Origin of the sequence: Clostridium sp., assembly GCF_016650095.1 — a bacterium.
In the GTDB taxonomy this organism is placed as follows: Bacteria; Bacillota; Clostridia; order Clostridiales; family Clostridiaceae; genus Clostridium_AD.
This window is the reverse complement of sequence record NZ_JAENWL010000329.1, coordinates 1-4,354: the sequence shown is the minus strand read 5'-3', so window position 1 is coordinate 4,354 and position 4,354 is coordinate 1. Positions and strand designations below refer to the sequence as shown.

The following is a 4,354-nucleotide window of genomic DNA, read 5'->3' as shown; positions in this document are numbered from 1 at the left end:
GCAATTGCAACAGATAATTTCATAAATACTCCTCTTTAATGGTCATAGATAGATACCAAAAGGTATCTATCTATTATTAATTACATTTCAACAATTATATCTAAATTCCCAGAAACAGCACCTCTTAAAACAAGTTCCATATATTTATCAACATCATCAATTGTCATTGGTGTTGGCATATTTTGTAATTTCATTTTTAATTGTGGATCTTTTGCAGCAGAAAGAGCTCTTTCAATATATTTATCACTAAATCCTTTTAATTCACCAAGTGTTGTAGGAGCATTAATACTCTTACCATAGGCAATCATAGCCTTTGCAACAGCAACAGCTAATTCACGACCATCTATATTTTCAATATCAGAATTAGTATAACCATATTTCTTGAAAACCATACCAATAACTTTTAATTGTCTTTGAATAGCTTTGGAATAAAGAATTACATAATAGGGATTCATGATACCACAAGCTGTTCCGTGGCCTACTAAATCAACTAAAGAAAAACTTGTTAAATGAGCACCACTAGTACCTCCAACCATAATAGCATAGCCACCAAGGTCAGTAGCTAATCCAATAGCCTCTCTTGCTTCTAAATCTTTTGGATTTAAAACTAACTTCTTAGCATTTTCACAACAAAGACTAATGGCTGTAACAGCTAAATCTTTAGTTAGCTCATAATTATTTTCTTTTGCACCACAAAATACTTCAAAAGTGTGGGCAATGGCATCTAAAGCACCATCAACTGTTACACTAACAGGCATTGTTGCAGTTACATCATAATCAAATAAACTAGTTGCTGGCACTATAGCCTCATCAACTATCAATTTTTTTTGACCAACTACGGGATCAGTTATATTAGAATATTTTGTAAGGTGAGCTCCAGAGGAAGCCGATGTTTCAACAGCTACTACAGGAATTAATTTTTTTCCAGTTGCTGCTAATTCAGCAGTTACTACACCTGTTCCAAAATAATGATCTACTTCAGGAGTAATTTCTCCACCTAGGGTAGCCAATGCACTTGCACATTTACATGCATCAATGGTTGATCCACCACCGATAGCAACAATGCAATCAGGCTTGTATTGAAGAATATATGTAACTAATCTATAAACATCTTCTCGAGGAGCGTTAGGTTTTGCATCCTGAGCAACTTTGTTTCCAGCTAGTTCTATTCCCTCAGCAGCTAAGTATTTCAAAACTTCATCTGCAATAGGTTTCATATAAGTCTGATTGCTTACAACTAAAGCCCTATTACCATATTTTTTTGCTTCTTTTCCTACTTGATTTAGAACATTTCTACCAAAAATGTAACTATCACCTTTCCATTCTTTTAGTAATTGATAAGCTTTTTCTTTTATTTCCATTATTTACTCCATTTTTAATAGTTTTTCAGATTCTATAACTATATTTTCTTTTGAAATTCCATATTTTGCTAATAACTCATTATATGAACCAGTTTCAGTAAATCTATCATTAATACCAATAGCTTTAAATTTACATGATATACCATTATTCATGAATGCTTCAGATACAGCACTTGCAAAACCACCAACAATATTATGTTCTTCAATAGTAATTAATCTACCAGTTTTTTTAACACTTTCAATTAATGTTTTTTCATCAAGTGGTTTGACAAATGGAACAGAAAATAAATCAACACTATAACCTTTTGCTTCTAATTCTTTTGCAGCTTCTTGAGCAAAAGATGCAGTAATACCATTTGCGGCAATGGTAATACTATCACCATCAGAAAGTTTAACAGCTTTAGTATCTATGATACTTTTCTCTACATTTAATGAAGGCATTTCATTTCTATTTAATCTTACATATACAGGACCATCTTGAGTTAAAGCATACTCTAAAGCTTCAGTTGCCTGTTTACTATCAGAGGGAACTATAACCTTTAGGTTTGGAATTGCTCTCATAATTGCAATATCTGTAATTGATTGATGGGAAGCGCCATCAAAAGAATCAGATAAACCCCCATATGCTCCAGCAATAATCACTGGAAGATTGTTATAAGCAATAGCATTTCTTATTTGATCAGTTCCTTTCAGAGCTAAAAATATTGCAAATGCATTTACTACAGGTCTAAAGCCTGATGCTGCAAAACCAGCAGCAGTACCAACCATATTAGCTTCAGCTACACCACAGTTAAAAAATCTATCAGGAAATTCTTCTCTAAAATAACAACTCTTAGTAGAACCAGATACATCAGCATCAAGTACAACTAACTCCGAGTGTTTTTTCCCTTGGTCTACTAGGGCTTTTCCCCAAGCGTCTCTCATTGCTAAGCCCATACTTTATCTCCTTTATTTTTAATATCTTTATCTAACTCGATTAATCCTTTAGCATAAGAATCATCATCAATTACTTTACCATGCCAAGTGTTTTTACCTTCTGTAAATGATACACCTTTACCTTTTATAGTATCGTAGATAACAGCTTTTGGCCAAATATCATCACTATCCATCCATTGGAAGGAAGAAAGAATATCATTGGTATTATTTCCATCATAAGGAGTTGAATTTACATGCCAACCAAAACTAGATAGCCTTTCTCTTAGATGATGCAGTGGCATAATTTCATCCATTGTACCATCAAGTTGAACCTTATTGTAATCAATCATCAATATCAAATTCTTCGGTTTATATTTACCTGCCATCATAAGAGCTTCCCATGATTGGCCCTCATTTAAACAACCTTCACCTGTCATTACATAAGTAGATGAACCATTGTCTAGAAGTTGTGCAGATAGAGCCATACCCAATCCAACTGAAATACCATGACCTAAAGCTCCAGTTGACATATCGACACCTGGAATTTTAGACATACAAGGGTGTCCTTGTAAGTATGAGCCTAAGGTTCTAAATGTTGGTAAATCCTTTGTAGGAAAGAAACCTCTATTTGCTAAAACAGTATAAAGATTAATAGAGGCGTGGCCCTTTGATAAAACAAATTTATCACGATCTTCTTTATTTGGTTTTTTTGGATCTATATTTAATCTATTAAAATATAATGAAGTAATTAACTCTGCACAGGAGGCAGAACCACCCCAGTGACCAGTTCCTCTCTGATGTAAAACATCCCAAATGTCTTTTCGAAACACTGAGGACAATAATGCTAACTCTTCACTATTCATTTTTTTATTAGGATTATCTAATAATTCATTTAAGTTGTTTGTCATATCTACCTCCTGTTATTGTATTCTGTATACAATATACATAACACAATATATATGCGTTGTCAATAATAATTTTCTTTTGCTCGTGAATAATAGAGTCATTTTTTTAATATAATAATTAATTTTTGAGTACAACTACACCTTGCTAAATATAAGACTTGACTTCCTGTAGCTATTTGTTTATTGTATACAATATATAATCAAAGGAAGTTCAATGGCTAAAATAAAACAATTAAGTCTATCTGATTTAGTTTATAATCAAATTAAACAACAAATATTAAACGGTGATTTAAAAGCTGGAGATCGAATTGCAGAAGAAGATTTTGCTGCAGAATATGGAGTTTCTAGAACTCCAATAAGAGAAGCTTTAAAAAAATTAACAGAATATGGCTTAATAACTATTGTTCCTCGCTCACATGCAATTGTTAATTCAATTTCAATTAAAGAAGCACAAGACATAGCTAAAATACGAGTAGCTCTAGAGCAGTTTGCTATTGAAAATTTTGCCCAAGAAACTCTAAACGAAAAAATTGACAAATTACAAAAATATGATAATGACTGCATGGAAGCTCTAAAGATGCAGGATAAGGCTAGGCTTTTTGAAAGTGATAGTTTATTTCATTCAACACTAATTGAAGCAACCGATAATACTATTTTAGTCGATTTATTTCATCGATTAGATGCAAAAGTTCAATTACTAAGATTAGAACAAGCTGCTTCAATTGAAGAATTAGGCAAATACCTTAATCAACATAAAGATATAATTAAATATATAAGTAATAATGAATTAATAAAGGCTAAAGAATTACTAAGCAAACATATCATTCATGATTTAACAAGTCATATTGATAATTAGTCAATTTAATACAAATCTATAGGTAGTGATAAAATATGGAAAAAAATGAGATTATTGTAGTTTATGGAAATCAAATTAAAGATATGACTTTAAAACTTTTAAAGGAAATAGATTTTACAAATCTAATTAGCTCTAAAGACTCTAAAATTGGTTTAAAACCAAATCTAGTAGTTGCCAGAACTCCAGAAGGTGGTGCTACCACTCACCCCATAATTGTAATTACTATAATTGAATATCTACAATCTTTGGGATACACAGATATTAAAATAATTGAATCTGCTTGGGTTGGTGATTCAACTAAACAGGGATTTAAAGTT

Annotated in this window: 5 protein-coding genes; 2 read left to right on the top strand and 3 right to left on the bottom strand. The window is 31.8% G+C overall.

Annotated features, from left to right (window positions below; all coding sequences use genetic code 11):
- Positions 1-80 precede the first annotated feature (80 nt).
- The 3 genes from JJE11_RS15550 to JJE11_RS15540 are packed head-to-tail and all read right to left on the bottom strand — an operon-like array spanning position 81 to position 3,184.
- Positions 81-1,361 (bottom strand): iron-containing alcohol dehydrogenase, encoded by a 1,281-nt coding sequence (locus JJE11_RS15550; RefSeq protein ID WP_291637243.1) that lies wholly within the window; start codon positions 1,359-1,361, stop codon positions 81-83.
- Between the two features lie 3 nt (positions 1,362-1,364).
- Entirely contained in the window at positions 1,365-2,297 is a 933-nt protein-coding gene (locus tag JJE11_RS15545; RefSeq protein ID WP_291637241.1) for a transketolase C-terminal domain-containing protein, read from the bottom strand.
- Positions 2,288-3,184: a transketolase gene (locus JJE11_RS15540; protein ID WP_291637239.1), complete on the bottom strand. Its 897-nt coding sequence runs from the start codon at positions 3,182-3,184 to the stop codon at positions 2,288-2,290. The genes JJE11_RS15545 and JJE11_RS15540 overlap by 10 nt, the downstream gene beginning before the upstream one ends.
- A 211-nt stretch (positions 3,185-3,395) precedes the next feature.
- Between JJE11_RS15540 and JJE11_RS15535 the strand changes: the two genes are divergently transcribed.
- Entirely contained in the window at positions 3,396-4,037 is a 642-nt protein-coding gene (locus JJE11_RS15535; protein ID WP_291637237.1) for a GntR family transcriptional regulator, read from the top strand.
- A gap of 35 nt (positions 4,038-4,072) precedes the next feature.
- A partial coding sequence (locus JJE11_RS15530) for a DUF362 domain-containing protein (protein WP_291637235.1) occupies positions 4,073-4,354 on the top strand: 282 nt, incomplete at its 3' end.